General features: G+C 65.7%; 23 protein-coding genes and 9 pseudogenes. 16 read left to right on the top strand and 16 right to left on the bottom strand.

Annotated features, from left to right (window positions below):
• Positions 1-394 precede the first annotated feature (394 nt).
• Positions 395-1,165, top strand: coding sequence for a hypothetical protein (locus tag OG435_RS48605; RefSeq protein ID WP_266888190.1), 771 nt, complete (start codon positions 395-397; stop codon positions 1,163-1,165).
• A 476-nt stretch (positions 1,166-1,641) separates the two neighbouring features.
• Positions 1,642-4,311: a DEAD/DEAH box helicase gene (locus OG435_RS48600; protein WP_266888188.1), complete on the top strand. Its 2,670-nt coding sequence runs from the start codon at positions 1,642-1,644 to the stop codon at positions 4,309-4,311.
• Between the two features lie 39 nt (positions 4,312-4,350).
• Here OG435_RS48600 and OG435_RS48595 read toward each other — a convergent pair whose 3' ends face one another.
• The 3 genes and pseudogenes from OG435_RS48595 to OG435_RS48585 form a co-directional block, all read right to left on the bottom strand.
• On the bottom strand, positions 4,351-4,908 hold the full coding sequence (locus OG435_RS48595) for a class IV adenylate cyclase (RefSeq protein WP_266888186.1): 558 nt from the start codon (positions 4,906-4,908) through the stop codon (positions 4,351-4,353).
• A gap of 17 nt (positions 4,909-4,925) precedes the next feature.
• On the bottom strand, positions 4,926-5,279 hold the full coding sequence (locus tag OG435_RS48590) for a hypothetical protein (protein ID WP_266888184.1): 354 nt from the start codon (positions 5,277-5,279) through the stop codon (positions 4,926-4,928).
• A gap of 55 nt (positions 5,280-5,334) precedes the next feature.
• Positions 5,335-6,056 (bottom strand): annotated as a pseudogene (locus tag OG435_RS48585) (IS6 family transposase).
• An 827-nt stretch (positions 6,057-6,883) separates the two neighbouring features.
• Between OG435_RS48585 and OG435_RS48580 the strand changes: the two are divergent.
• Both OG435_RS48580 and OG435_RS48575 read left to right on the top strand, forming a co-directional pair.
• Positions 6,884-7,465 carry a DUF4765 family protein gene (locus OG435_RS48580; RefSeq protein WP_266888182.1) on the top strand — a complete coding sequence of 194 codons (582 nt, stop codon included), beginning with the start codon at positions 6,884-6,886 and terminating at the stop codon, positions 7,463-7,465.
• A 106-nt stretch (positions 7,466-7,571) separates the two neighbouring features.
• Positions 7,572-8,291, top strand: a complete 720-nt coding sequence (locus OG435_RS48575; RefSeq protein WP_266888180.1) for an IS6 family transposase — start codon at positions 7,572-7,574, stop codon at positions 8,289-8,291.
• Between the two features lie 77 nt (positions 8,292-8,368).
• Here the strand turns inward: OG435_RS48575 and OG435_RS48570 are convergent.
• Positions 8,369-8,620, bottom strand: a pseudogene (locus OG435_RS48570) (IS6 family transposase); the annotation flags it as partial.
• Positions 8,621-9,135: 515 nt separating this feature from the next.
• Between OG435_RS48570 and OG435_RS48565 the strand changes: the two are divergent.
• The 4 genes and pseudogenes from OG435_RS48565 to OG435_RS50300 form a co-directional block, all read left to right on the top strand.
• Entirely contained in the window at positions 9,136-9,378 is a 243-nt protein-coding gene (locus tag OG435_RS48565; RefSeq protein WP_266888178.1) for a YncE family protein, read from the top strand.
• A 66-nt stretch (positions 9,379-9,444) separates the two neighbouring features.
• Positions 9,445-9,753, top strand: a complete 309-nt coding sequence (locus tag OG435_RS48560) for a transposase (protein ID WP_266874686.1) — start codon at positions 9,445-9,447, stop codon at positions 9,751-9,753.
• Entirely contained in the window at positions 9,750-10,667 is a 918-nt protein-coding gene (locus tag OG435_RS48555) for an IS3 family transposase (protein WP_266874687.1), read from the top strand. The genes OG435_RS48560 and OG435_RS48555 overlap by 4 nt, the downstream gene beginning before the upstream one ends.
• A gap of 40 nt (positions 10,668-10,707) precedes the next feature.
• Positions 10,708-11,406, top strand: a pseudogene (locus OG435_RS50300) (beta-propeller fold lactonase family protein); the annotation flags it as partial.
• Positions 11,407-11,458: 52 nt separating this feature from the next.
• Here OG435_RS50300 and OG435_RS48540 read toward each other — a convergent pair.
• A pseudogene (locus OG435_RS48540) lies at positions 11,459-11,695 on the bottom strand (transposase); the annotation flags it as partial.
• Between the two features lie 69 nt (positions 11,696-11,764).
• Here OG435_RS48540 and OG435_RS48535 point away from each other — a divergent pair.
• A complete protein-coding gene (locus OG435_RS48535; protein WP_266888177.1) occupies positions 11,765-12,484 on the top strand; it encodes an IS6 family transposase in 720 nt (239 codons plus the stop codon).
• 79 nt (positions 12,485-12,563) lie between these two features.
• On the opposite strand, the pseudogene OG435_RS48530 reads toward OG435_RS48535, so the two are convergent.
• From OG435_RS48530 to OG435_RS48520, 3 genes and pseudogenes are all read right to left on the bottom strand, one after another.
• Positions 12,564-13,011, bottom strand: a pseudogene (locus tag OG435_RS48530) (GNAT family N-acetyltransferase); the annotation flags it as partial.
• Between the two features lie 113 nt (positions 13,012-13,124).
• Positions 13,125-14,384 (bottom strand): hypothetical protein, encoded by a 1,260-nt coding sequence (locus OG435_RS48525; RefSeq protein ID WP_266888176.1) that lies wholly within the window; start codon positions 14,382-14,384, stop codon positions 13,125-13,127.
• A 142-nt stretch (positions 14,385-14,526) separates the two neighbouring features.
• Complete coding sequence (locus OG435_RS48520) at positions 14,527-15,015, bottom strand: GtrA family protein (protein ID WP_266888216.1); 489 nt, start codon at positions 15,013-15,015, stop codon at positions 14,527-14,529.
• 103 nt (positions 15,016-15,118) lie between these two features.
• Here OG435_RS48520 and OG435_RS48515 point away from each other — a divergent pair, with 103 nt between their 5' ends.
• Positions 15,119-16,087, top strand: coding sequence for a glycosyltransferase family 2 protein (locus OG435_RS48515; protein ID WP_266888174.1), 969 nt, complete (start codon positions 15,119-15,121; stop codon positions 16,085-16,087).
• Positions 16,088-16,279: 192 nt separating this feature from the next.
• Here OG435_RS48515 and OG435_RS48510 read toward each other — a convergent pair.
• Positions 16,280-17,035: pseudogene (locus OG435_RS48510) on the bottom strand (IS256 family transposase); the annotation flags it as partial.
• Positions 17,036-17,053: 18 nt separating this feature from the next.
• A pseudogene (locus OG435_RS48505) lies at positions 17,054-17,704 on the bottom strand (IS30 family transposase); the annotation flags it as partial.
• Here OG435_RS48505 and OG435_RS48500 point away from each other — a divergent pair.
• From OG435_RS48500 to OG435_RS48490, 3 genes are all read left to right on the top strand, one after another.
• Positions 17,691-17,960, top strand: a complete 270-nt coding sequence (locus OG435_RS48500; RefSeq protein ID WP_266888172.1) for a peptidase inhibitor family I36 protein — start codon at positions 17,691-17,693, stop codon at positions 17,958-17,960. The pseudogene OG435_RS48505 and the gene OG435_RS48500 overlap by 14 nt on opposite strands.
• A gap of 18 nt (positions 17,961-17,978) precedes the next feature.
• On the top strand, positions 17,979-18,155 hold the full coding sequence (locus OG435_RS48495) for a hypothetical protein (protein WP_266888170.1): 177 nt from the start codon (positions 17,979-17,981) through the stop codon (positions 18,153-18,155).
• 209 nt (positions 18,156-18,364) lie between these two features.
• Entirely contained in the window at positions 18,365-18,640 is a 276-nt protein-coding gene (locus tag OG435_RS48490) for a hypothetical protein (RefSeq protein WP_266888168.1), read from the top strand.
• 279 nt (positions 18,641-18,919) lie between these two features.
• On the opposite strand, the pseudogene OG435_RS48485 reads toward OG435_RS48490, so the two are convergent.
• Positions 18,920-19,195, bottom strand: a pseudogene (locus OG435_RS48485) (DDE-type integrase/transposase/recombinase); the annotation flags it as partial.
• A 103-nt stretch (positions 19,196-19,298) separates the two neighbouring features.
• Between OG435_RS48485 and OG435_RS48480 the strand changes: the two are divergent.
• The 3 genes from OG435_RS48480 (at position 19,299) to OG435_RS48470 (ending at position 21,753) form a co-directional block, all read left to right on the top strand.
• Positions 19,299-20,153 carry an IS5 family transposase gene (locus OG435_RS48480; RefSeq protein WP_430625881.1) on the top strand — a complete coding sequence of 285 codons (855 nt, stop codon included), beginning with the start codon at positions 19,299-19,301 and terminating at the stop codon, positions 20,151-20,153.
• Entirely contained in the window at positions 20,150-20,452 is a 303-nt protein-coding gene (locus OG435_RS48475) for a hypothetical protein (protein WP_266888164.1), read from the top strand. The genes OG435_RS48480 and OG435_RS48475 overlap by 4 nt, the downstream gene beginning before the upstream one ends.
• A 95-nt stretch (positions 20,453-20,547) precedes the next feature.
• Positions 20,548-21,753, top strand: a complete 1,206-nt coding sequence (locus OG435_RS48470; protein ID WP_266874681.1) for an ISAs1 family transposase — start codon at positions 20,548-20,550, stop codon at positions 21,751-21,753.
• A 186-nt stretch (positions 21,754-21,939) separates the two neighbouring features.
• Here OG435_RS48470 and OG435_RS48465 read toward each other — a convergent pair.
• The 5 genes and pseudogenes from OG435_RS48465 to OG435_RS48445 all read right to left on the bottom strand — a co-directional run.
• Positions 21,940-22,164: pseudogene (locus OG435_RS48465) on the bottom strand (DDE-type integrase/transposase/recombinase); the annotation flags it as partial.
• 7 nt (positions 22,165-22,171) lie between these two features.
• Positions 22,172-22,594: an IS5 family transposase gene (locus tag OG435_RS48460; protein WP_430625880.1), complete on the bottom strand. Its 423-nt coding sequence runs from the start codon at positions 22,592-22,594 to the stop codon at positions 22,172-22,174.
• 108 nt (positions 22,595-22,702) lie between these two features.
• The gene (locus OG435_RS48455) at positions 22,703-22,888 is read right to left on the bottom strand and encodes a hypothetical protein (RefSeq protein WP_266888160.1); all 186 of its coding nucleotides are present in this window, start codon (positions 22,886-22,888) and stop codon (positions 22,703-22,705) included.
• A 7-nt stretch (positions 22,889-22,895) separates the two neighbouring features.
• A complete protein-coding gene (locus OG435_RS48450) occupies positions 22,896-24,158 on the bottom strand; it encodes an FAD-binding protein (protein ID WP_266888158.1) in 1,263 nt (420 codons plus the stop codon).
• Positions 24,159-24,194: 36 nt separating this feature from the next.
• Entirely contained in the window at positions 24,195-24,968 is a 774-nt protein-coding gene (locus OG435_RS48445) for an aldo/keto reductase (protein WP_323188063.1), read from the bottom strand.
• Between the last annotated feature and the right edge of the window lie 17 nt (positions 24,969-24,985).

Below are 24,985 nucleotides of genomic sequence, written 5' to 3'. Positions count from 1 at the left end.
CCCAGGCGCTGCGCGCCTGGGAAGGGAACCGCCTCACTGCGCTCGGCGGCCCCGCCTTCGGCGGGGGGCCCTTCCGCTGCGCTCCAGGGCATGGCCGGCCCCGGCCGGGGTCCTGCGCTTCGCTCCGGACCAGGCCCCCGGCTTCGCCGGGGGCGGCCTGCTTTGCAGGCCAGGGCCTCCCGCGCTCCGCGCGGGAGGTAACCCGCTAGGCGGGTCCACTCCCCCACCCCAAGGTCCTTCCGGCTCCGCCTCCAGGACCCCAGGCCTGCGCCTACGCCAGCTGCCATGCCCTGCTCCAAGCCAGATCTGAATGAAAGTCTGCCCTGTTGGTCAATGCGCTCACATTGAGGGTTTAGGTAGGATCAATATTCCTACACAATGGAAAGAGAAAATTATGGATCAGATCGCCCTACCCGAGGATTTGAAGAGTCCCGAATGGTACCACCTATACAACAAGGAAAACTACCTCCAGCTATTCTCTTTTGGTTCTCCTGAATTCTTTCCGGCGAACCATTCGGACCCCGCGCTTAGAGAGATCAGGAAGGCATTCAAACGCTACTGCCACCTCTATGTAGAGAACTACCTCGAATGGATTGACGAATTCTGCAACAGGCCTCTTTTCGACGAGTCGTCGATCCCCCGTCAGGATATCGCATCGATTATCAATACGGCGGATGATCCGAACCGATTCCAGAAAGTATATATTTTCTTCCTATCCGAGTTCCAAACACATATAAAGACTGTCGACGCCTACCTAGCGAAAGAGTCTGCACTCAGTAGTGCCAGGGAGACCGATGATCTCTACTACAAGTACCAGTACTGCATGAAAGCAGTCTCCGAGGCTCAGCGGCCCCTGCTGGCCAAAACCCTGGCAAGCGAATCAACCTTTTCCATGGCTAAGGCGGCTGCCCTTGCTGGAATGCACGCATCACGACAACTGGAGGACGCACTTTTCCATCGAAAATCATCCACTAAAGAAGCACTTGCCTGGGGTGCAGCATACAAGAAGAAGATAAAAAGAGAAGAATATAATATTCTCCTTGCTGTATTCAACTCGAAAAACGAAAAAATCGTCGCGGCGATCAAGAATCTAGAGCTCGATCGATCGGACAGAAAGAAGCTGGCCGAGTATCTCCTGAAACCCAGCTTCGAATTTGAGGATTAATCAGGTTGAACTCGTCGTTGCCCCGACGGTCCCCCGGGGCGAGCAGGGCGGTGAAGCCGGTGATCTAACCCGAAAATACCCACCTCGATCTCGGACGCCTGTCTGAGCTGAGGGGCCGAGGGCGGCGAGGGTTGTGGCTATGCGGCCTTCGCGGTGAGGGTCACATCGTGACCGAGGGCCGTCGGACGGGCAGCCGCCACACGGCCCCATTTTCACGGCTGCGCCGACGTCCGGTATGCCGGATACAGAAACTCGTTGGTTTTGTCCAGCACTCTCAGCTGGCTGACGGTTCAGCCGGCGGCCGTAGCGCAGGGGGCCCGCGGGCTGGTTTGCTCCTGGTCGAGACCAACCAACCATAATGCATACACCATGGTGATGCACCATGTACTGTTGGCAGAAAGACGAGGCAGGGTCGGGGCCGTTACCTCTGGTCTGAGGCGTAGTCACTGGGATCCGGTATCGGGGAAGGCATGCGAATGTCTGGTATTCAGCTCAGGGAACATCAGGTGGACCAGCGGTCGGCGATCCGGAAATGGGTTGGGGTGCCGGTGAAATCGGCCGTGCCGCCTCAGGGGCTGCGGGGGACGATCGTGTCCGCGACTGGCTCGGGGAAGACGATCACCGCTGCTGCGAGTGCGCTGGAGTGCTTCCCGGGGGGCCGGATCCTGGTGACCGCCCCGACCCTGGATCTACTCGCTCAGACCGCGCAGGCCTGGCGCACTGTCGGCCACCGCGCCCCGATGGTCGCGGTGTGCTCGCTGGAGAACGACGCGGTACTCACCGAACTCGTGGTGCGCACCACGACCAACCCCGTGCAGCTCGCCCTGTGGGCCGCACGGGGGCCCGTGGTCGTGTTCGCTACGTACGCCTCCCTGGTCGACCGTGAGGACGCCACCGACCCTGAGGCCGTCCAGAAGGTGCGCGGGCCCCTGGAGGCTGCTCTCTCGGGCGGGGAGCGGCTCTACGGGCAGCGCATGGATCCCTTCGACCTGGCCATCGTGGACGAAGCCCACGGGACGGCTGGGGACCTGGGCCGGCCCTGGGCCGCGATCCACGACAACACCCGGATCCCCGCCGACTTCCGCCTGTACCTCACCGCCACCCCCCGGATCCTCGCCGCAGCGCAGCCGCGGAAAGCCGCAGCCGGGCCGGCGCCCGACATCGCGTCGATGGCAGACGACCCCGAGGGCACCTACGGTCCGTGGCTCGCCGATCTAGGACTGTCCGAGGCCATCGAGCGGGAGATCCTCGCCGGATTCGAAATCGACGTCTTGGAAATCCGTGACCCCTCACCGCAGCGATTCGTACTCTCGGAGGAATCACTGCGGGGACGGCGTCTCGCGCTTTTGCAGACCGCACTACTCGAACACGCCGCGCGGCACAATCTGAAAACCGTGATGACCTTTCATCAAAAGGTCGAAGAGGCCCGGGCCTTCGCTGAAAAGCTTCCCGCGACAGCAGCCGAGCTGTACGTCAGCGAGAGTGACCCTGTCGCGCTGGCGCGCGCCGAGGAGCTCCCGGAGTCGTCGATCGAAGCGGAGCCCTACGAGTTGGAGGCTGGCCGGCACGTGCCCCCCGGCCGGGTGTGGTCGGCGTGGCTGTGTGGAGATCACCTCGTGTCCGAGCGGCGCGAGGTGCTGCGCCAGTTCGCCAACGGCATCGACGCGGCCGGGCGCCGCGTGCACCGGGCGTTCCTCGCGTCCGTGCGGGTGCTCGGGGAAGGAGTCGACATCACCGGCGAACGCGGTGTCGAAGCGATCTGCTTCGCGGACACCCGTGGGTCGCAGGTGGAGATCGTCCAGAACATCGGGCGGGCGCTGCGGCTCAACCGGGACGGCTCCACCAAAGTGGCCCGGATCATCGTCCCGGTCTTCCTGGAGCCCGGGGAGGACCCCAAGGACATGGTGGCGTCCGCTTCGTACGCGGGCCTGGTCGCTGTCCTCCAGGGCCTGCGCAGTCATGACGAGCGACTGGTCGAGCAACTCGCTTCGCGCGCTCTGAGAAGCGGGAAGCACACTGTGCACGTGCAGCGTGACGAAGAGGGCCGGATCATCGGCGCCGGCGTCGGGGTCAAGGGGGACGACCAGGACCAGGAGGACGGGGCGGACGTCGCGGCGGAGTCCGCGTTGCTGCACTTCTCCACCCCGCGTGACGCCGCGGCTATCGCGGCCTTCCTGCGCACCCGCGTCTACCGGCCCGAATCCCTGGTCTGGCTGGAGGGCTACCAGGCACTCCTGCGCTGGCGCGCCGAGCACGGAATCACCGGCCTGCACGCGGTCCCCTACGACACCGAGACGCCGGTGGGCGTCACGAAAAGCTTCCCTCTCGGCCGGTGGGTTCACCAGCAGCGCAAGGCCCTGCGGGCCGGAGAGTTGGAGGTGCGGCGTCAAAAGCTCCTGGACGCACCCGAGGCCGGCATGGTCTGGGAGCCGGGTGAAGAGGCCTGGGAGGACAAGCTTGCCGCGCTGCGCGCCTACCACCGGGCAAGCGGACACCTGGCACCCCGGCAGAACGCCCTGTGGGGCGAGAGCGAGACGATGGTGCCCATCGGGCAGCACATGGCCAACCTGCGGCGCACGGGCGTCAAGAACGGCCTCGGGAAGGACGAAGAGAACGCGACGACCCGGGCCGCGCAGCTTTCTGCGATCGATGAGGATTGGGACTGCCCGTGGCCGCTGGACTGGCAGCGCAACTACCGGCTACTCGCCGCCCTGGCCGACGCTGACGGGTCCCTCCCCGACATCGCCCCCGGAGTGACCATCGACGGCGACGACGTCGGCCGCTGGCTCCACCAGCACAAGCGTCCAGACGTCTGGGCACAGCTCACCGCCGAGCAGCAGGAGCGATTGTCCAAGCTCGGCGTCCAACCCGCCCCGGCGCCGGCCCTCACCGCCCCGAGCGCGAAGGTGACGCCCAAGGCGCAGCAGGCGTTCCAGCGCGGCCTCGCCGCGCTCGCGCAGTGGGTCGCGCGGGAAGGCACCCGACCGGTACCCCGCGGACACACCGAAACCATCACCACCGACGGCGAGACAGAACCCACCGGGGTGAAACTCGGCGTATGGACCAGCAACACCAAGAGCCGACGCGACAAGCTCACCACCGAGCAACTCAGCGCGCTCGCGAAACTGGGCGTCGACTGGGCCTGACCGGCTCAGCCTGCGGGCCGCCGGGGGAAGGACGAGCAGCTACCCCCGGCGGGCCCGTACCGCGTCCGTGTACAGCTCGCGGGTCAGGTCCCCTTCGCCGATGCCCAGGCCCGGCAGGAAGGCGCGGACGTCCGCGAGCGCGCCCGCCAGGCCTTCGGGCCCGGTCATCGTCTCGACCTCCACGAACACCCCGTCAATCTCCGGGACCTGCACCACGGTGGCGAGCATCTGCCGACCGCGGACGGTGACGGTGTAGTTCGTGCAGTGCTTCGTGAACGCGATCACCGGCTCGTACCCCAGCCCCCGCACCACAGCGTGCACCGCCTCCGGGTCGGCCACCGCGGTCTCGTGCTCGGGCTTCGATCCGGACTCCTCGTCCACGGCGGCGCTCTTGTACGTCCGGACCGTACGCGCCGCGCCGTACGCGCTCTCCACCGTGCGGACCCGCAGCTCCGCGTCCCGCGCTTCGAGGGTCCGCTCCGCCGTGTCGTAGTAGGTATCCCGGTAAACCTCCGCTCGGCCCACAGCCCACTGGTCGAGTAGCTCGACCAGCGCGGTCCGGTCCTTCACGCGCGCCTTCAGCTCTGCCTCGATCACCCTGTACTTCCTCCCTCTCACACCGTGCGCCGTGCGCCGGCCACCATCGCTTCGAACATCCGGCGGTGGCCCCGGAACAGCGGGCCGTGCGCGGTGGCCACCACCTTGTAGGTGGCGGACTCGTGGCCTTCCCAGCCGGCGTCGAAGGCGCCGACGAACATCGTGTCGTCGCCGCGAATCAGGCGCCAGGTCGGCAGCATCGCGTACCGGAACACCGCCACATCGCACACCGCAGTGAGCTCCCGCAGGCGGGCTTCCGCGAGGCGGATCCCGGCCGCGAGCGTCTCGGCCGGCTCCCCGATCTCCGCCGCGCGCTGCACCGCGGCGGGAGCGTCGGGGTCTAAGAGCAGGACCCGCACCGGCGTTGTCACGTTGTGGGTGGTGTGATCGTCTGGGGGCGTGAGGAAGCCGTCGGCGGCTGGTTGTTCAGGCCGCGGCGGGCATGCCGGCGACGCCGGTGATCTGGTTCCAGATGGTGAAGCGGACGGTCATTTCGAGGCGGTGGCGGCGGGCGGTCATGAGGTGGCGTCCGGTTCGGAAGTGGGGTGAGATCCCGGTGAACGCGGACAGGAACCGCTGCGCTCCGCCCGGACTGCGGAAGCCTTTCATCGCGCGTTCCCGCTGCCTGGTGGGCTGGTGCGAGTTCTCCGCCTGGTTGTTCAAACCCTTGTGGGAGCGGTGCTCCACCGAGGGCATCACTTCCCGGTGCGCGGCCCCGTACGACTTCAGCTTGTCGGTGACCACCACCCTGGGCACCTGCCCGGTGGAGGTGAGGAGCCGGCGGAAGAAGCGCCTGGCCGCAGCCTTGTCACGGCGATTCTGGACGAGGATGTCGAGGACGTTGCCGTCGGCGTCCACGGCCCGCCACAGGTACTTCTGCACCCCGCCGATCTTGATGAAGACCTCGTCGAGGTGCCATTTATCGCCGGGCTGTGGACACCGCCGGCGCAGGCGTTGGCGTAGGCCTGGCCGAACTTCAGGCACCACCGGCGCATGGTCTCGTACGAGACGATCACACCCCGCTCGAGCATCATCTCCTCGACCTCACGGAAGGAGAGAGGGAAGCGGAAGTACAGCCACACACAGTGCGAAATGATCTCCACCGGGTAGCGGTGATTCGCGTACGACGACGGCACCACAGACGACACGAACCCCACCCCTCCCGGAAGACCCCAACCCGAAGATCATCCCAAACACCCGGACAACGTGACAGCACCTGAAAAGGGCTCAGTGCTCTACAGCTCGTAACCCGCACAATCGATTGCGCAGCGGATTCGCTGTTCTGCCCAATGGGCTATCCATAGGCACTCACGCTAGTGAGGGCGGGTCCATAGCCTTCGGAACCCATGAGACCTCTCGCTCGAGGTCTCGACGTCCTGCAGAGATTCGAGGAACCATGGAAACCACGATCGTTCTACCCGCACCGTACGGGCCACTGATGCACGATTCCTCACCCGTTGCGTATGGGGAGGGGGAGAATTCCCAACCGCTGTTCATCGATCAGGATGGCCAGGTCTGCACCAGCATAGGCTTGCTCATCTCGCAAGAGAGCAACCAGCCTCTCAAAACGACAGAGGGGGATTCCGGTCCGATACTGGAACTACCCGTCGGCTCGTCCCTTGTCAGTCTCGGCACCTTCTGGCAGTTCGAGCCATTGAACGGGACCGTCGCCCTTAGCCCTTTCACGTACGCTGCCAGCGCTCCCGCGCCTCGCCCCCTTGCCCGGATTCGCCATGGAGCCGATTCCAAGAATCCTGCGCCTTCCCGCCCCAAGATCGCCTCGACGCCCTCGAAGGGGACCGCTACGGCAAGCGAAGGACAGGAGCGCAGGAATGCAGGGCATACGCGGAACCTGCGGAAGAAGACGCCGGTTGACTCTGCGGAACCGAAGTCGATAGCCACGCCCACGCCCGTGTCGACTGCTCAAGCCGATAAGCGCAGCCGGGTGGGATCACTACGGAAGAAGCCTGTAGTGATGACGTCCGTGTCGGTCGCGGACGCGGCCTCCGAGCAGCAGCCCAGCACCGTTGCAGACGTGAAGACCGGCCCAGAGGTCAAGGGATCAGCGAGCAGGGCGGGAGCGCGCCGGAAGGTGGCATCTCAGCGCCAGCAGGAATCAAAGAGCCGTGATGAGAAGACTTCGGAGCCCGCACGATCCGCACCCCCTGCCCTCAGTTCGTACGCCACGGTTCTGGCGGCCGTCAGCGACGCGGAGTCGCGCAAGGTCATCGTCGCTCGGGGAATGAACGCCGACCAGATCGCCAGAGCCAAGAGTCGTAAGGCGAACGTCCGAGCGGCCCGGCCCACCCCGGAGCAGGCGAGAAGCCAGGTGGGCGAGGCCGACATGGGTGGCACGGTGATGGAATTCACGACCGATCCGGCAGTCGCCACCCGGTTCAGCACTTGGTCAAACGAGGGACGGAAGAGCTACTTCGTGGTCGTCGAGATCGACAGCAAATACCTCGCTGTGGGCAGCACTGCCGAGCAGGGCTGGATTAGCGCCGCAGATGCACCCTTCAAGATCCTTACTGAACGGGAGGGCCGGCGCGCGCTGTAGTCCGTCACGCTGTCGGCAACCGCCAGGGCGTTGTCAGGCTCTGTCACGTTGTCGGGGCAGGGTGAGATGATCTTCGGGTTGTCCGTCTGGTGAGGGGCTGGGGTTCGTGTCGTCTGTGGTGCCGTCGTACAAGAACCACCGGTACCCGGTCGAGATCATCGCGCACTGTGTGTGGCTGTACTTCCGCTTCCCGCTCTCCTTCCGTGAGGTGGAGGAGATGATGCTCGAGCGGGGCGTGATCGTCTCTTACGAGACCGTCCGCCGCTGGTGTCTGAAGTTCGGTCAGGCCTACGCCAACGCTCTGCGCCGGCGCCGCCCGCAGCCCGGCGACAAGTGGCACCTCGACGAGGTCTTCATCAAGATCAACGGGGCGTGGAAGTACTTGTGGCGGGCCGTCGACCAGAACGGGAACGTCCTGGACATCCTGGTCCAGAACCGTCGTGACAAGGCTGCGGCCAGGCGTTTCTTCCGCCGGCTCCTGACCACGACCAGGCGGGTGCCCCGGGTGGTCGTCACCGACAAGCTGCGCTCCTACGGGGCCGCGCACCGTGAGGTGATGCCCTCGGTCGAGCACCGTTCGCACAAGGGCTTGAACAACCGGGCGGAGAACTCCCACCAGCCCACCCGTCAGCGTGAACGAGCGATGAAAGGCTTCCGCAGCGTCGGCGGGGCGCAACGCTTCCTCTCCGCGTTCACCGGGATCTCACCCGACTTCCGCCCCCACCGCCACCTCATGACCGCCAGACGCCACCGCTTCGAGATGACCATCCGCTTCGCCGTCTGGAACCAGATCACCGGCACCACCGGCATGCCCGCCACAGCCTGAGCAGCGGGCCGCCGACGGCCCCCGCACGGCCTGACGCACACTCAAACGATCACACCACCAACAACGTGACAGCACCTGATGAACACCTCGTCCAAGGGCCACTTGTCGCCCGGCTTCGGGCGCCGCCGGCGCAGCTCGTTAGCGTAGGCCTGCCCGAACTTCAGGCACCACCGCCGGACCGTCTCGTAGGAGACGACGACGCCCCGCTCGAGCATCATCTCCTCCACCTCACGGAAGGAGAGCGGAAAGCGGAAGTACAGCCACACGCAGTGCGTGATGATCTCGGCCGGGTAGCGGTGATTCTTGTACGACGGCACCACAGACGACACGAGCCCCACCCCACCCCGGAAGACCCCAACCCGAAGATCATCCCAGACGCCCGGACAACGTGACAGCACCCACCCCGTTCCCCGACTGGGCGACATGGCACCCGTGCTCGATCTGGATCCCTATTCCATAGGGGCATCAGTGCCCTCCACACCGCCTCGGAGTGGCTACTCGATGGTGGAAATGTCATCCCATAAGGTGTGCCACGAACTCTGATGGGCAGGGGTCCTGATCCCTACATCGCCCCTTTCAACGGCGAGTGGCAGGCCCTCAACAGATCGGGAGCGAGATGTCGACACGGGCAGTGCCGAAGGATCATGACAGGAAGAACCAGCAAACCTCTCTCGGACGGGTGACAGCGGTCCTCGCCGTTGTGGCCGGGTTGCTGGTCTGGTCATCCGCACAATCGTTGGCCCAGGCATCGGGTGAATCCCACCCGGAGGGTCATGGCTGTTCCTCTTCGGCGGCCCTGGACAAGAGAGCGCAGCCTCCTGGCCGCGGCGAAGGTTTCGCCTACGTGGCCAACTACGGTTCGGACACCGTCTCGGTGGTCGACACCAACACCAACACGGTCACCACGACCATCCCTGTCGACAAGGGCCCGGTCTATGTCACGGTAACACCGCACAGGACCTGTGCCTTCGTCACCAACTTCACTGCGGGCAGCGTCTCCGTCATCGACACCAAGACGAACACCGTGGTGAAGACCCTCACAGGCGGCGACAAGATCGGTGAGCACCCCTATGGCATGGCGGTCTGAGGTTCCCCCGGGATGCGGAGAGTGTTGACATCGGGTCAGATGGGACTCATGAGAGGACCAGTGGCCATGGCTGCACCCCGGAAATACTCGCTCGAGTTGCGTGAGCGTGCGGTACGGATGTATCGCACCGCGGAGCCGAAGCCCCAGATCAAGAAGCTGGCTGTCGACTTCGGCGTGCATCCCGAGGCCCTGCGCGGGTGGATCCGCCAGGCGGAGGCGGATGCCGGCGAACGCGATGACCGGCTCACCACCGACGAACGCGCCGAGCTCGCGGCCCTGCGCAAGGAGAATGTCCAGCTCAAGCGGGCCAACGACGTACTGCGGACGGCCTCGGCGTTTTTCGCGGCGCAACTCGACCCGACCCGGCCCAGGTGACGGCGCTCGTTGACGAGCACCCGTGCCTGGGAGTCGAGTGCGTACTTCGGGAACTGCACATCCCCTCCTCCACCTACTACCGCTGGCGCCGTGCAGAGGCCGAGCCGTGCGAGCGAAGGCGCCGTGACGTCGAGCTGACCGAGCGGATCAAAGAGATCCACGCGGATTCCGGCGGCAACTACGGCTCGCCGCGGGTACACGCCGTCCTCAAGCGTGAGGGTGTCCACGTGGGCCGCAAGCGGGTCGAGCGCCTGATGCGCGAGGCCGACATCGCGGGGGTCAGCCCACGGCGCAAGGGCTTCACGCGCCGGGACCCGAAGGCCACCCTGGCCCCGGACCTGGTCAACAGGGACTTCACCGCACCGGCTCCGAACCGGTTGTGGGTCACCGACCTCACCATGATCTCCACCGGTGAGGGGCCTCTGTGGCTCTCGGCGATCCGCGACGCCTTCTCCCGCCGGGTGGTCGCCTGGGAGACTTCCGCCCGCGCGGACGCCGACCTGGTGCTGACCACCCTGGAGTACGCCCTCGCGTCCCGCGAGGTCGAGCCCGGCCAGCTGATTCATCACGCGGACCACGGCTGTCAATACACGTCTATCAAGCTCACAACCCGGCTAATGAGAGCTGGAGTTGAAGCGTCCATGGGCTCGATCGGCGACTCATACGATAACGCTCTCGCGGAGAACCTCTGGATGCTCATCAAAACCGAGGGCCTCCGTGGCCGGACCTTCACCACCCGGGCTGAGGCGAACCTCGCGCTCTTCGAGTACATCGATGGCTTCTACAACTCCCGTCGCATCCAGGAACGGCTCGGCTTCCTCAGCCCGATCGAGTACGAAGAGAAGCACTACGCCAACCAGGCGACGGCCGAACCAGCGAACCTGAACACCCGTCAACCCCTCCTGACCAGCTAATCAGCAACTCCCGAACAACGGGGGAACCTCAGTCACCCCGGACGGCGCCCGGGTGTACGTAGCCAACCAAGCGTCGGACAGTGTCTCCGTCATCGACACCAAGGCGAACACCGTCGTCAGGGTTCTCACGCGCAGCGACGGCATCGGAGACGCTCCTTCCCTTGTAGCAGTCACCCCCGACGGCTCCCACGCCTACATCACCAACCAGGAGTCAAATGACGTGACGGTGATCAATACCCGCGACAACTCCCTTGCCTCAGTCATCACCGACGGCATCGGTGACTTCCCGTACGACGTGGCGATCACCCCGGACGGCTCCCGCGCTTACGTCACTGACGCCGCGGAAGAGCAGAACGGCAGCGTGGCGGTCATCGACACCGCAACGAACACCGTGGTCTCGAAGATCACGAACAGTGACGGCCTTGGAGAACTCCCGCTCGGTGCCGCTGTCACTCCGGACGGCTCCCGCCTCTATGTGGCCAACAGGAACTCGGACAGCGTGTCGGTGATCGACACTGATAGCAATCGAGTCATCGAAACTATTGCGGACGGCATCGGCAACGAGCCCATCGCCGTGGCCATCACGCGTGAGGGACACAGCGCGTACGTCACCAATCAGGTCTCGGGCAGTGTGTCGGTGATTGACCTCGATTCCAACCGCGTCACCAAGACCATCGAGGAAGGCATTGGCGAAAGCCCGTTCGGTATCGCGATCCGCAGCCGAGACGGACGCCCCTGACGACTCGTGCGGGTCTGTCCAGTAAACGGTGTAACCGTGGTTGGCTTGTAGGTCAGATTCTGTTGTTGGTGAGGCGTCCGTCGAAGGCGATGTCGAAGGCCTGGAGGGCCCGCTTCCAGCGGGTCGTCCAGCGTTTGCGGCCGGCGCCGGTCGGGGCGAGGGACATCACCGCGAGGTAGACGCACTTCATGGCGGAGTTCTCCGAGGGGAAGTGGCCGCGGGCACGCACCGCCCGGCGGATCCTGGCGTTGACGGACTCGATCGCGTTGGTCGTGCAGACGATCCGGCGGGTGCTGTCACGTAGTCGGGGTGAGGGTGGGATGATCTTCGGGTTGCCTGCCCGGGGGAAGGGATCATCGTGTCGTCTGTGGTGCCGTCGTACGCGAATCACCGGTACCCGGTGGAGATCATTTCCCACTGTGTGTGGCTGTACTTCCGCTTCCCGCTCAGCTTCCGTGAGGTCGAGGAGCTGATGCTCGAGCGGGGCGTGGTCGTCTCGTACGAGACGGTCCGGCGCTGGTGTCTGAAGTTCGGCCAGACGTACGCCAACGCGCTGCGCCGGCGGCGCCCGCAGCCGGGCGATAAATGGCACCTGGACGAGGTGTTCATCAAGATCAACGGGGCGTGGAAGTACTTGTGGCGGGCAGTTGACCAGGACGGCAACGTCCTCGACATCCTCGTCCAGAACCGGCGTGACAAGGCCGCAGCCAGGCGCTTCTTCCGCCGGCTCCTCACCAGCGCCGGGACTGTGCCCCGGGTGATCGTCACCGACAAGCTCGCCTCCTACGGTGCCGCGCACCGTGAGGTGATGCACTCGGTCGAGCACCGCTCGCACAAGGGGTTGAACAACCGGGCGGAGAACTCCCACCAGCCCACGAGGCAACGCGAACGCGCGATGAAGGGCTTCCGCAGCGTCGGAGGCGCGCAACGCTTCCTGTCCGCGTTCACCGGAATCTCACCCCACTTCCGAACCGCACACCACCTCATGACAGCCGCCGGCAACCGCTTCGAAATGACCATCAGATTCGCCATCTGGAACCAGATCACCGGCCGTACCGGCCTGCCCGCCGCAGCGTGAACCACAGACCGCCCGGGCCCCGGCACGCCCTGACGCACCATCAAACGATCATGGCGCCGACAACGTGACAACGCCGTAGTCAGGGAGTGAAGGCGTATTCAGTGAATTGGCCGCAGGCGGTGAATCCCAAGCGACGGTAGACGGGCTCTCCGTCCGGGGAGGCCTGGTGGACTGCTGTGCGGTATCCGGCAGCGTAGGCGGTGTGCAGGGTCGTAAGGGTGATGGCGCTGCCGTAGCCGCGACGGCGGTCGGTTGCGAGCGTGGCGATGTTGTAAATCCCGGCCACTCCCGTATGCAGACTTCGCTGAGCAGACGGCGCGGCCGTCGACGTACCAGACGAGGTACCGGGCAGGGTATTGCGGGCTCAGTGCCCACTCGGCGGCATCACGGAAGAACTGGCGCACGGTGGCTGCCGGCGGGTCCCAGTTCGCGGACAGGACCGCTGCATAGTCTGCGAGTTGCCCCGGCGTGTCGACACTCTGGATGTTCAGATCAGTGACTGCGGGCTCGGACGATGCGCCGTCCAGAGGGTGACGCCATTTCAGAGGCTACTGGTCTCGGCCTCGGAGCCGGCTCGCCGAAGCGGGCCGCGGCTACCGCCAGAAACCGTTCGGATCCTCCCCAAGGGCCTCTCTGAGGCTCACTCGCTGCTGGTGGGCCGGCCGGGCTTCGTGCGCCGCTGAAGCACGTACGACACCGCGACCAGTACCAGTGCCGTTGTGCCGGCGAGAGCTGGCCAGTAGAGGTACCGGTAGTTCGCGCTGGGGGCGGTGGGCATGTAGCCGAGGATGTAGAGCACGCTGCTTGCACCGAGCAGTTTCAACTCCCTGGACCACGGCCCCGGCCAACGGCGGCGCAGCGCCAGCACTGAGCTCACTCCCAGCCAGAACCAGCCCTGGAAGATGGGCGCCGTATCGCGTTCGAGTCCCGTCACGTACTCCTTGACGGCAAATCCAAGATCAGGGTTGGCGGGGCGTAGCGTGGAATCATCCGTTTCGGGCGTCAAGTAACGCAGGTTTCCCTGGAAGAGCAGCGTGGCGAACGTCCGGATCCGGTACTCGACGTAACGGACGGAGTGCCGGGGCATCTGCTCGACCCACATGCTGACGAGTGCGTCCTTCTGGGCGGCCGAAAATCTCCAAGGCCGGCCGAAGTCCGGTGGGCGGGGATAGCAGTTGAAGAAGGCGTCCCACGGGATGTCATCCTTCTGACACTTCTCCGTGGTGGCCACCAGTCGGTCGCGGAAATCGGCGCTCGCGCCCGCCTTCTCGGCCGCGACGCGGATCTCCTGCGGATCGAGGACGTGCACTAGGTCGTCCAGCGGAATCTGCGCGTACTGGCGGGTCCTGATCGGCTCGGCCATTCGCGAAACGGCCATCGTGGCGACACCCAAGGTCACCAGTAGCGTGCCGCTGGCGGCTAGCCAACGGCGCCGTCCGGGGTGCGGCCAGAGGGAGCCGATCAGCAGGATGAACATCGGGACCACGGCAAGCACTGCGTTCTTGCGGACCAGGACCGCATACGCCAGGAGCACGACGCCCACGATGAGTGCCGCCCAGCGGCTCTTGACCCACCCCGGAGTCCATCCCCCTGCTACGAGGGCCACCCCCAGGACGATCAGCAGGGCGTACGCCATGTGGACGTCTTTCCAGACGACGCCCGTGAAAGTGATCGCCTGGGGGGTCAGGCCGACGGCTAGCATCGCCAGAGACAAGCCGCGGCTACCGCTCCGTTTCCAGACGGCGAAAGCCAGGAGCCAGAGTGCCAGCCACAGCCCGGCGACCTGCATGGCGGCCATGGCGGACACGTCGCCGGTGGCACGGATGAGGCCCCGCCACAGGAGTGCCATGACGGGAGGGTGCCAGTCGGTGAAGGGGCGTTCCCCCAGCGCCTGGGACATTTGGTCCAGGCTGTCAGAGGAGAACGACCCAGGGGCGAACGAGGCTGAGACCACACATCCGACGGCTGCCGCGAAGGCGGCCAGCCACCACGGCCAGGGGTCCCGTCCTCGCACCACGGAGCGCGGAGTTCTGGTCCACCGTTCAATGAGGCGCACGCTGAGAGCCTCCCACCGCAGAGCGGAAAACTAGATTCCTGTACGTGATGAACCGGAGCGCTGACGCCGCAACCCAGCCGGTCAGGCGGGCGAGGTTGTAGGCCAGTGGTGTGCTGAGGCCGAGCACCTCATGAGCGAGGTAGATGGGTGCGGCGGTGACCACCAGGCCGAGAAGGTTGACTGCAAGGAACCAAGCGACCTCGCGCCGGGCAACAGGCGCCCGGCGGTCCCGGAAGGTCCAGTGGCGATTACCGAACCAGCTCACCGCCATGGCGCACAGCGTGGCGAGGGCCGATGCGAGCGCGGGAGTGGCGCCCCAGAAGCCACCTTCAGCCCGTAAGTAGAGGACCAGAAGGTTGAACACGGCGAACTCCGTCACGAAGGCAAGGGCTCCGACGGCCCCGAAGGCGGCCACCTCCCGCCACGCGCCCAGGCCCCTCCCGGGTCCTCCGTTTCGCCACGTCGCCAGCTGCATACCGAAAGGTAGGCATACAGGGCATTCCAGGGCAAACGGCAGTAAAATCTGCGACGAGGCCGGCAGCCGAGCCGTGCGCCACGTCATGAGGGGAGAGTGCCGGATGACTTCCGCCATTGCCTGCGTCATACCGTGCCACAACGAGGAAGCCGCCGTCGGCAATGTGGTCCGAGACCTGCGGGCGGCCCTCCCTGAGGCCGTCATCTATGTGTACGACAACGCCTCCACCGACAGCACCGTTGCCGAAGCGGTGAAGGCTGGAGCGATCGTCCGCAGCGAACCCCGCAAGGGCAAAGGCAACGTGATACGCAGAGCATTCGCCGACATCGAGGCGGATGCGATTCTGATCATCGATGGCGACGACACGTACGACGCATCGCGCGCCGCCGAACTGGTGGACATGCTCTTCACAGGCCCCTATGACCAGGTCGTGGGCACCAGAAGGGACATCTCCGGCACGGCCTACAGAACCGGGCACGCCGTAGGCAACAAGCTGCTCACGGGAATGGTGCGCCTGCTCTTCAGTAACGAGGTCACTGACATGCTCAGCGGCTACCGGGTCTTTTCACGGCGATACGTCAAGTCCTTCCCTGCGCTGTCACGTCAGTTCGAGACCGAGACCGAGATGACGGTCCACGCGCTCAACCTGCGGCTGCCCACCGTCGAGGTGGAGACGGACTTCAAGGACCGACCGTCCGGCAGTACGAGCAAACTACGGACCTACCGCGACGGCTGGCTCATCCTGCGGCTCATCACGGGGCTGGCCCGCCGGGAGCGTCCCGCGCTGTTCCACGGCCTCCTCGCCTCCCTGCTGGCCATCGTTTCGCTGGCCCTGGGGTTGCCGGTGGTCATCGAGTTCGCCCGCTCCGGTGACGTGCCACGACTGCCCACCGCCGTGCTCGCAGCCACGATCATGACCGTCGCCGTCCTCGTGCTCTTGGCCGGCTACGTCCTAGGCGCGATCATGTTCATGCGCAAGGAACAGGCCAGCCTCGCCCACCTCAGCTACCCTGCGCCGTCCCGCAGCGAAGAATTCCTTCCCACCATGTTCGGCAATGAGATCGAACAATAGCCGCAGCCGCGCTCCGACACGGTGGGTGCCCGAGGATCGCGCTGACCACGACAACCCCGTCGTAGCCCGATGCGGCGTCCCCCACGGATCCTGCCTCGGCACCCACCACTGGGTCATCGAACGAGCCGTCGCCCACCCCAGCCCACGCGGGTGCCCGGGGCGTGTCAGCGATTTTGTGTAAGTCGTCTGGTGTCATTGGATGCTGAGCCGGTCCTCGAAGAAGAGTGAGAACTGGTTCAGTGCCTCTTTCCAGTGTGCGGCGACGTGGTTCGCGTCGCGCGCTTTCGGGTTGATCTGCTCGCGGACGGCGAGGTAGAGGACTTTCAACGCGGCCTGTTCCGAGGGGAAATGGCCACGATTTCGGGTGGCCTTGCGGAGCCGGGCGTTCATGGATTCGACCATGTTCGTTGAGTAGACCACGGTCCTTATGGCCGGCGGGAACGCCAGGTAGGGCGTGAACTCCGGCCAGGCTGAACGCCAGGTCCGGACGATCGCCGGATAGCGTTCGCCCAGCTCAGAGTCCTCGAAGGCGTCGAGGGCCTGCTCTGCCGCGGCCTCGGTCGGGGCCGTGTAGATGGCCTTCAGGGCCGGGACCAGCTTCGGGTGGTCCCGCGACGAGGAGAGCCTGAGCGAGGCTCTCGTCAGGTGGATCACGCAGGTCTGGACGGTGGTTTGGGGCCAGGTCGCGGTGACCGCGTCCGGCAGGCCCTTCAACCCGTCACAGACCACGATGCAGACGTCCTCGATACCCCGGTTTCGCAGCTCGGACAGGACCGCCATCCAGGTGCTGGCGCCCTCGCCCTCGGAGCCGACCCACAAGCCCAGGACGTCTTTACGGCCGTCCATGTTGACGCCCACGGCCAGGTAGACCGGCTTCGAGGTCACCGAGCCAGAGCGGATTTTCACCCACAGCGCGTCGATGTAGATGATCGGCCAGACCGGGCGGTTTCCATCGGTGGTCGCGACTCAGCAGTAGGCGAGTTCTCTTGACCAGCGTCTCATGGCCTCGGCCGGTGTTCGGTCTCCGAGGACCAGACGGGGGCGCTCGTTGAGCTCACGTTCGACTTGCGCGAGGTCGCGGGCGGTGTAGTGGTAGAGGTTCGTGCCTTTCGGGAAGTACTCGCGGAGCAGTCCGTTTGTGTTCTCGTGGGTGCCTCGCTGCCAGGGCGAGTGGGGGTCGCAGAAGTAGATCCGGAATCCGGTGAGGTCCTCTATTTCCTCATGGTGGTGGAGCTCTCGGCCCTGGTCCCAGGTGAGCGTGCGCCGCAGCGAGGCGGGCCAGGCGGCGGTCTGGGCGACGAGCGCGTCGCGGACCTGCGGAGCTTTCCAGCCTTGGGGCAGGTGGATGAGCCGGACGTAGCGGGTGGCACGGTCGACCAGGGTGCCGATCGCGGAGGCCTGTGCCTTTCCGACGATGAGGTCGCCCTCCCAGTGCCCTGCTCGTTGTCTGGCCTCTGCCTCGCGGGGGCGGGTGTGGACCGGCCGCATGTTCGGGATGGCGTTCTTGGACGGTATGCCGCGGCGCTGCTTCTTGCGGCGGGAGCGCCGGGTCCTCAGCCGGGCGGTGCGCTTGTCCAGGAGTCCGAGGTAGAGGGCGCGGTAGATGGTCTCCGGGCAGGGCCCCGCCGAGTTCCGGGCCCGACGGACCGGGGCCGCTGCCCGAAGGACCGGCTCGTGCCGCCGGAACGCCGCGGCGTACGTGTCCCTCGCCCTCCTGTCGGCCTTCGCCCTGGCCCTCGCTCCCGCAGCCCACGCGCGTCCGGAGGGTGACGCGGCCCCCGCCGAGCGCTGCCCCGCCGGGTGGGTCTGCGGCTGGACCGGCCCGTCCTACACGGGTGTGGCGAGCCTCGCGGCGCAGGACATGCCGCGCTAACCCGAGACGACCGCCTACGTGGGCTTCAACGACGCGGTGTCGGTGGCGAACGGCGCTCGCGGGCTGTGCGTCACCGTCTACAACGGCCCCGGCTACAAGGGGCGTGCCCTGACCCTGGCACCCGGCCAAGGCATCCCGCGGCTTCCGGCGTCCTTCGGGCACGTCCACTCCAGCCGCGTCCACACCTGCCGGTAACTGCGGATAACGGCCGATAACTCCCGTGCCCACGGGGCCCAGCGGGTGCGCACGGCGAGGAGCTGATCTAGCGTCGGACGAGGGGACCCGGTCGAGCGGCAGCCGCACGCCGACTCCAGTACCCGCTCGACGCCGAAATTCCCGCGTGCTCCGGACCACAGGGTGGTCCAGGGGCGGGCGGCGACGACCTCGGAGAGCAGGTGCGTCCCATGCGCACGTCGACCCGTATCGCAGGCGTCCTCACCGGCCTGACCCTCGCACTCGGCGGCGGCGCGGCCCTCATGGCCCCGGCCGCCCAGGCGGACGTCACGCAGTGCATCAACCAAGTCGAGAGCGAGCTCCAGGGCGGCGAGGCCCCCGACTCGGTCAGCATGGCCTGCTACGTGGGCCTGACCGGCGACCAGGCCAAGTGTGTGAGCGGCCTGACCGAGAGCAGGGTGTCCGACGCGACGGCGGCGTCCGCGTGCGAGGCCGCCCCCAAGTAGGCGGCAGTCGCCCACCCAGGCAGTGCGCCGGGCTCGTACACGTCCCTCCCCCGTGGAAGGAAGTGCGCCAGGGAGCGCCGGGTCCTGCCGCATCCCGCCGTGCGGCTCTTCGTTGGTGTGGTGTCCGTTGATCCATACCGAGCCGGAGACGCCGTGCCCGCTGAAGCCCAACCCCGTCCGCCCGCCTGCCTGCTGGCACGCCGGGTACGGGACGGTGCTGTCACGTTGTCGGTGGTGTGATCGTCTGAGGGCGTGAAGAGGCCGTCGGCGGCTGGTTGCTCAGGCCGCGGAGGGCACGGCGGCGACGCCGGTGATGTGGTTCCAGATGGTGAAGCGGATGGTCATTTCGAGGCGGTGGCGTCCGGCGGTCATCAGATGCCGGTGGGGGCGGAAGTGGGGTGAGATCCCGGTGAACGCGGCCAGGAACCGCTGAGCCGAGCCGGCACTGCGGAGTCCTTTCATCGCGCGTTCGCGTTGCCGGGTGGGCTGGTGGGAGTTCTCCGCCTGGTTGTTCAGGCCCTTGTGGGAGCGGTGCTCCACCGAGGGCATCACCTCAGTGGGCGTTAAGTCCGATCTTCCTCGGTTCGTGATCGCCCGATCGTGGTACTGATCGCGGTCCGGACCGCCTCGTGGGCATGTCCATGTTGAGATGCGGGGCGTGAAGAGAGAGCCGTACCTCAGCGACTTATCGGACGAGCAGTGGGCGTTAATCGAGCCGATGATCACGGCCTGGAAGCAGGGCCGGGTGGCCCGGTCGGCGACCGGAGATCCCGGGTCCTGCGACCTGCGGGAAGTCGTGAACGCGATCTTCTACCAGAACCGGACGGGCTGCCAGTGGCGCTTGCTGCCGCACGATCTACCGGCCTGGTCGGCGGTGTTCTACTACTTCCGCCTGTGGCGCGAGGACGGGCTGGACCAGCGGATCCAGGAACTCCTGCGCTGCCAGGTCCGTGAGAAGGCCCGCCGGTTAGAGGACCCGTCCCTCGTGATCATCGACACCCAGTCCGTCCGCGCGGCCGCCGGTGTCCCGAAGGCCACGACGGGGCTGGACGCGAACAAGAAGGTGTCGGGGCGAAAGCGGGGACTGGCCGTGGACGTCCTGGGTCTGGTCATCGGTGTTGTCGTGCTGGCCGCCTCCGCCCACGACAACGCCGCCGGCACCATCCTGCTCGACCAGGCTGCCGAGCGGTGCGGGATGCGCCTGGAGAAAGCCCTGGTGGACCAGGGCTTCAAGGACGAGGTCATCATCCACGGCGCCCTGCTGGACATCGACGTCGAGGTCGTCCACCGCAACCCCGCTGACCAGGGCAAAGGGTTCGTCCCGCAGCCCAAGCGGTGGGTGGTCGAGCAGACGAACGGCACGCTGATGCTGCACCGGCGTCTGACCCGTGAGTATGACCACCGGCCCGACACCTCCGCCTCACGCGTCTACTGGGCCTCCACCGCGAACATGACCCGCCGCCTCACGACACCGAGTCCCGCCTGGCGCGACACTCTCGGACTGGCCGCGTGAACGTCGCCGAACTCCTCGCCGGCCTCCAGACCCAGCACGACGAGGCCACCGCCCGAGTCGGGGAACTACGCGGCCAGATCGAGCACCTCACCGCCGCCCTGGCCGAGACCGAAGCGCGACTTGCGGATCTGACCACCACCCGGAAGGTCGTCACGGAACTCGCGCCGACCGCAGACGAGCCCGATCCGACCGAGACGAACACCGCCTACCAGACCATCGTGAACGCCTTCAACCCAGGGCGGTTGCAAGTTCCGGGGTCGTGCGAGCCGGTCGGTGTTGTGGCGGGTTGGGGTGGTTAGAGGAGCAGGCGCGGGCTTCGTGATCATTTGGGTGTCTACGCCCGTTGATCATGAGGTGGCCCGTGCCTGCTGCCATATCTTCTCCCGTCCCGGCTGTGCTTGTGAGGCTGGGTCCGCTGGACGCTGACCGGGTCGCTGATCTGCGCCCCTACTTCGATGCAGTGCCCGATCCGCGCTCACTGCGGGGCCGCTGGTACTCACTGACCGCGGTCCTGCTGGTGTGTGCCTGCGCGGTCGTCTCGGGAGCCAGGAGCATCGACGAGCTCGCCGAGTGGGGCCAGCGCGCCTCGGACACACTCCTGACAGTGATCGGTATCCGCCGTCACCTGCTCGGATGGCGGCGCGCCCCGTCGCCGGCCACGATCGGTCGCGTGCTGGGGGCTGTCGACGGCGATGTGCTGGACCGGGCGGTGGGCGCCTACCTGGCCGACCGGCACCGTGCTGCCACCGAGCCCACCCGGACACCACCCTCGGCGTCGGAGCGGCTGCGTGTGATCGCTGTCGACGGCAAAGCACTCAAGGGATCAGCCCGTCTCACCGCGAAGCGCCGACACCTGCTCTCCGCGGTCACACACGGCACCGTCGTCACCATCGCCCAGGTGGAGGTCGGCGCGAAGACGAACGAGACCACACACTTCCAACCGCTTCTGACACCGCTGGACCTGGCCGGCACCGTCGTCACCTTCGACGCCCTCCACTCGGTCCGAGCGAACATCACCTGGCTGGTCGAGACCAAGAAGGCCCACTACATCGCCGTGATCAAGACCAACCAGCCGACGGCTCACCGCCAGCTCGCATCCCTGCCGTGGCGGGACATCTCCATCCAGCACACCGCCTCCGCCACCGGGCACGGCAGGCGCGAGTCCCGCTCGGTCAAGACCTGCGCCGTCCCCGACCAACTCGGCGGGATCGCTTTTCCCCACGCCCGCCTGGCCATCCGCATCCACCGGCGCCGCAAGCAGACCGGCCAGCGCGAGACCCGGGAGAGCGTCTACGCCGTCACCAGCCTCGACGCCCACCAAGCCACCCCAGCCGACCTGGCCGCCGCAATCCGCGGGCACTGGGGCATCGAGAACTCCTCGCACCACACCAGGGACGTCACTTTCGCCGAGGACGCCTCCACCGTCCACACCCGAACCGCACCCCGCGCGATGGCAACTCTCCGCAACCTCGCCATCGGCGCCCTGAAAACCCTCGGCGCCGCCAACATCGCCAAGACCACCCGAGCCATCCGCCACGAACCGCAACGAGCACTCGGCATCCTGGGCATCACCCACGATCCGGACACCCACGGAACTTGATCAAGCCCTGCCTTCAACCAGCACCCCGACCAGGCATTCAGGGCTCGTGAGCTGCACGAACTCCTCGGCCTGCCCACCCACGAGGCGTCCGTCAACATCACCCGCAGCCGCCTCGGACGCCTCACCCGCCAAGGCTTCCCCACCCAACCCGAACGCGGCCGCTACCAGAAACGGACTTAACGTCCTCTCACGATGCGCTGCCCCGTACGCGGCGAGCTTGTCGGTGACGACCACCCGGGGCACCTGCCCGGTGGAGGTGAGGAGCCGGCGGAAGAAGCGCCTGGCCGCAGCCTTGTCACGACGGCTCTGCACCAGGATGCCCAGGACGTTGCCGTCGGCGTCCACGGCCCGCCACAACTACTTCCGCTCCCCGCCGATTTTGATGAAGACCTCGTCGAGATGCCATTTAGACGTCATCTCATTTGGTGAGCCGGCGGTAGCAGATGAGAGTGCAGGCGATGCTGGCGAAGGCAAGGAAATGCTCGGCTTTGCGTTCGTAGCGGCGGTGTAGGCGGCGGCAGCCGGAGAGCCAGGCCATGGTGCGCTCGACGGTCCAGCGGTGGCGGCCCAGCCGCTGCGAGGATTCAACGCCTCGGCGGGCAATGCGGTGCCTGATTCCGCGTTCACGTAACCATCGCCGCAGGTGGGCGTAGTCGTAGGCCTTGTCCGCGTGGAGCTTGCCGGGTCGGCGCCGTCGGCGTCCGCGGCGTGAGCGGATGGGCGGTAGGCCACGGACAAGGGGCTCAAGGGCCTGGCTATCGTGCAGGTTGGCGCCCGAGATGCCGACGGACAGGGGCAGACCGGTCGGCACTGTCACGTTAACGACGCATGGCGTGTGCATGCCAGTGGATCTTCCGGCGAGAGGGTCCCGATCGCCGTTCCTGCGCAAATTTTTCCGCCGCAGAGCTGGCCGAGACGGCCAGATCTTCCGCCATGTCCACGTCATTTTTCATAATGTGACAGTGCCCGTGGCGGGCATGCCGACGAGGCCGGTGATCCGGTTCCAGATGGTGAAGCGGACGTTCATCTCGAAGCGGTATCGGCCGGCGGTCATCAGGTGGCGCTGGGGCCGAAAGTGGGCCAGCGGACCCCGCGCCAGCTCCGCCTCCAGACCCGTCAGCAGCCACGCCGACACTACGAGTTCAACCTGAGTACCCCCGCCCGAAGAATCGCGAAGTGAATTCATTGCCAAATTTCCGGGCCGAGTCGAAGTGGTCACACATCCTGATGAAATCATCCCAATGGGGGTATGAGGCTCTGAGCGTGTCCGGGGTAGCGGTAAATACTTTTCCCCAGTGAGGACGTGGATTGAATGGTGACAGCACCTCTTCCACCATCCTGACGACAGGCTCGACCGCTTGCGGATCAGAAATCCATGTGAAATGAATGGCGATGCTTGCACGCTCACTCGCGGGGCTGATCCAGAATTCATCAGAAGCAACCGTGCGCAGCTCGGACACCTGGAGGACGTCGGCCAGTATGGGCTGAATTTCGACGATGGACCTCAGGGCATCGGCAGCAACCTTTCTGTCCACAAAGTATTCGGACTGCAATTCTTCGCCGACACTCGGCCTGAGGTCTCGGCGAAAATGCGGAAGGAGTTCGTGCCACGCTCCAGGTGCGCCCATCTGAGGGGTGCAATGGGCAGGTGAAACCCCCGGGGCCGGGTGCAGGTCGCGTTCGGCAGGGTGTGCGCCAAAGGACTCTGGGGAGGGATTCGCTGCCTGGTCGCCCACCCGCGCCTTCAGCCATATCTGGTTGTGCCGCAGCCAGTCGGTGAATATGCTGACGCTGTATGCGCTAGAAAAAAGCTCATCAAGATGCTCGATGATGCCCACGCAGTCCAGCCCCACATAGACCGTCTGCTGCACGTTGAACGTCGGACGCAGCTCCAGTGTCATCGACGTGACGATACCGATACTGCCGAGAGAGACGATGGCGCCGTCGAAATGGGGGTCGCCGCGGGAGATGGTGGCGCATGTGCCGTCGGCGGTGATGAAGTCAAGAGATCTGACCGATTCGGCGAGGATTCGGTTGGAATCCCCGGATCCGTGTGTGCCGGTGGCGCAGGCGCCCGCAATGGATATGTGCGGCAGGGATCCTAGATTTGGCAACGCGAAGCCGCTCGAATCTATAATTTCAGCGATATCGCCGACGGTCATTCCTGCGCCAACCCTAGCGGTCATACTGTCCGAATCAATGTCGACTCCTATGGGAATTCCTGCCGTCGATACAAGGCAACCGTTCGTGTCGGCGATTCTATTGAAAGAATGCCGTGTGCCGATGGCGCGTACCTGACGGTTGGTCGCGACCAGCTCCTGGAGTTCAAGAATAGAGGTCGGGGTTCTTGTGTTCGTTGCCGAGAAAATGACGTTGCCCGCCCAGTTCGTCAGTGGATGGTTCACAAAACGACCTCTCCGGGAAAGCTATTCAACCCGCTTCTAGTCTTGTTCGAACTCGTCGGGATCGATGGGGTTCTCGCGGCCGTCCAGGGCGGCTATTTGCAGAAGCTCCTCACGTGTGAGATGAAAGTCGAAGACGTCGATGTTCTGGGCCAGCCGGCCGAGGTTGGCCGACTTGGCTATAGGGATCAGGTTCTCGTCGAGGTGCCATCGCAGGACTATCTGGCCGGGACTCTTGCCGTGGTGCACGGCCAGGCGACGGACTACTGGGTCCTCGAGCAACGATCCGCCTTGGCCCAGGGGGCCCCACGACTGCACGACGACGTTGTGGTGGGTGGCATGACGACGCAGCGCGCGTTGGGCGACCCTGGGGTTGAGCTGTACTTGGTCGACTGCCGGCAGGACACCCGTTGCGGCAGCGAGTCGGTCCAGATGCGCCGAGGTGAAGTTGGATACGCCTATGGCGCTGACCCGACCCTCATTAAGTAGTCGGATGAAGGCGCGCCATGTGTCCACGTAGAGGCCTCGACGGGGCATCGGCCAGTGAATAAGGTACATGTCGAGCCGGTCGAGGCCCAGGCGCTCGAGGCTTTCGTCGAATCCGCGCAGGGCCCGGTCGTATCCCTGGTCCGCGCCGTTCAGCTTTGAGATGATGAAGAATTCGTCTCGAGATATTCCGCTGGCTCGGATTCCTTCTCCGACACCGCGCTCGTTTCCGTACTGAGAAGCCGTGTCGATCAACCGGTAACCGAGCTTAGCCGCTTGCGACACGGTGCGCGCTGACTGGTCATCGGATAGTTGCCATGTCCCCATGCCCAGACTCGGTATAA

Source organism: Streptomyces sp. NBC_01264, from assembly GCF_026340675.1.
In the GTDB taxonomy this organism is placed as follows: domain Bacteria; phylum Actinomycetota; class Actinomycetes; order Streptomycetales; family Streptomycetaceae; genus Streptomyces.
The sequence above is the reverse complement of the archived record's forward strand: the minus strand, read 5'-3'. Positions and strand labels throughout refer to the sequence as shown.